Below are 2,473 nucleotides of genomic sequence, written 5' to 3'. Positions count from 1 at the left end.
ACACAGAAGAGGTACTTGGCCGTTGCCGCATCCAGGCGCCCGGCAAATTCCGCCACCATGAGCGGCAGCCCAATAAAATACACCGGTGCGATGATCCCGACGCGCTCCGCTGCCGGAACGATATCCCCCTCGGCACCCTGAAGCGATGCGATCGGTACAAGCTCGGTCTCTCCCAGTGCCAGAGCGATCTTTTTTGCAGCAGCCAGCGAGTTGCCGGTGCCGGTGAAATAATAGAGGACTGTTCTCATGCTGGATCTGCCGCCTCCTGTACTTTTGCGATAAGTGCGGCTACGAGCGTGCCATCTTCAATCTCCTTTTTCTTCAGGGAGAACTGCCCGGCAATGGTCATGCCTTTTGCCGCAAGGTCTTTTTCCAGGATCTGGAGGGTCGTACCGGGATTCTCACCACAGGTGGCAAAGATCACTGCCTTTTTCCCTTTGCATCCTGTGAGCACGGCAAAGGCTTTCCGAATCGCTGGAACAGGTTTGCCGCCCCAGACGGGCGTCCCGATCACGACAAGGTCAGAACCGGAGAGATCGATTTTTTCCGGCAGGGATCCACTCTCCCGCACGTTCATGCCGGGCGAGTGGCGTCCCATAAAGGCGACAACCCGGGACAGGAGATCCTTTGACTGGATCTCGATGATCTCACCCCCGCAGGCGTTCCGGATTTGTTCGGCAATTCCATACGTTGTTCCCGTATACGATGCACAGATAATTGTCAGCTTCATACTCACACATCCATCCTGCTGGTTTCTTTTCCTTCTGTTGTTCCGCTCCCGGACATTCCCCGGAGCGGGTTGGCCGTAATGATCTGCCGGAGCAGTTCCCCGCCGGCATCCGGGTTCTTTGTGTCCTCCTGGTTAAGACTGATCTCCGCCATTACCGTGACGCACCGCGCCTCAAGCGATCTCCGGAGAATGTGGAGAGCTTCTCCCGGCTGGTTGTTGCAGGTCGAAAAGATCACGGCCATCTTCCCCTCGCAGCCACGGAGGGCTTTCACCGCCGCGTTGATTGCCGGTGAAGGCTTCCAGGCCCAGACCGGTGTCCCGATGATCAGGAGATCATAGTCCGAGACATCGATCTCGCCCGGCTCAATCGGGTCGCAGGCACCCTTCCGGGAGCGGAGGACCCCTTTTGTATATGCGGTGAACGAAGAGTACGGTGCCCTGGTCCGGACTTCGATGAGATCGCAGCCGCTCGCGTTCCGGATCCCCCCGGCCACCCGCCTTGTGATCCCGGAATACGAGTAGAAGATGACACAGGCCCGGACGCTCCGGCCGGGCGTTGCCTTCCGTACCATCTCGCGGCTGCACTGCTGCATCACGCTTGCATACATCAGCTCGAAATGGTCCCGGAACTTCTTCATCCGTTCGCGGTTGACCGTGTAATAGACATAGAAGCCGTCCCGGCGCGACCCGACAAGCCCCTCGCTCTTCAGCGTTTTCAGGTGCTGCGAGACAGCGGGCTGGGAGATATTCAACCTGCCGGCAAGCTCGCTGACACCGAGCGTCCCGCTCGTGTCCGTTGAAAGGATGTAGATGATCTGGAGCCGGGTCAGGTCCCCGAGCGCCTTGAATGTCCCGGCCATCTGCGGGACGATCTCGCAGAGATTGTTGCACTCAGGACACTTTTTGCAGGGCTCCATGGAATCTGTATAAGTGTTTGCTTATACACTTATATCTTTTTGGCCCGGCATCAGCTGCGAATGGCAGCACCCGGGGTCATTGTGCAATACCGAAACGGGAAAAGAGGGATCAGTATTTGGGACTGATCTTGTGGTTTTTTGGATCGACCGTGTACGCAATCGGCCGGTCGAGCAGGTCAAGAACATTCACTTTCTGGTCGATCAAATCCTGGAAATTGAAGTTTTCCGATTTTATCGAACTGCCCTCTCCCCACATAACCACAACTCCTTCCGGTACCTTCTTGCTGGCTACGATGTCTGGCATACACTGCGATGGAAGGGACGGGTAATGAAGGTTACGATACGGGCAGGTGCCCGTTCAGGTTGCCCGTGCACCGGATGGGAAGAACAGGAGGGTTCACCATTCATCAGGAGGGGCGGGACGATTGAAAATACCGCTGCAATGCTGGGGGCCCTGTACCGGATCAGCGGGAGGAGGCTGGCGTCAAAACAGTTGTACCCACGCGACCCCCCTTTTGCCAGGATCGCGATTTTCAGATATTTTCTCTCCTGTAAATCATGCCACAATGGCAGGGTGTTTTCGGTGCGCTGAGGGGGGTCGCGTGGGTACAAATGTTGTTTGTGCCACGGCCGACCGGTTTTTCCGGAGCCTAAAGCAGAGTATGGGGCCGGCAGTTTCTGTCGTATACTTCCAGGTACCGGCATGATGCGGGAGGAGATTTTGGAGCCACGGCAGGATCAGATTTGTACCCGCACGACCCCCCACGCTCCTCATGGATCCGGTATGCTCCGGCCTTCTCCCCCACAATTTTAGCCGGCCCGGATC

3 protein-coding genes and 1 pseudogene are annotated in these 2,473 nt (G+C 57.1%); all 4 read right to left on the bottom strand.

All coding sequences use genetic code 11. The features are described from left to right. Positions 1 to 248: pseudogene (locus tag CW742_RS10500) on the bottom strand (4Fe-4S ferredoxin); the annotation flags it as partial. After that, entirely contained in the window at positions 245 to 730 is a 486-nt protein-coding gene (locus CW742_RS10495; RefSeq protein WP_292420148.1) for an ArsR family transcriptional regulator, read from the bottom strand. The gene CW742_RS10495 and the pseudogene CW742_RS10500, both read right to left, overlap by 4 nt. A 2-nt stretch (positions 731 to 732) precedes the next feature. Further along, positions 733 to 1,647, bottom strand: a complete 915-nt coding sequence (locus tag CW742_RS10490) for a metalloregulator ArsR/SmtB family transcription factor (protein ID WP_292420147.1) — start codon at positions 1,645 to 1,647, stop codon at positions 733 to 735. A 109-nt stretch (positions 1,648 to 1,756) separates the two neighbouring features. After that, on the bottom strand, positions 1,757 to 1,951 hold the full coding sequence (locus CW742_RS10485; protein WP_292420145.1) for a hypothetical protein: 195 nt from the start codon (positions 1,949 to 1,951) through the stop codon (positions 1,757 to 1,759). Positions 1,952 to 2,473 lie beyond the last annotated feature (522 nt).

Source organism: Methanoregula sp., assembly GCF_002835825.1.
GTDB lineage: Archaea > Halobacteriota > Methanomicrobia > Methanomicrobiales > Methanospirillaceae > Methanoregula.
This window is presented reverse-complemented; position numbering and strand designations above follow the sequence as displayed.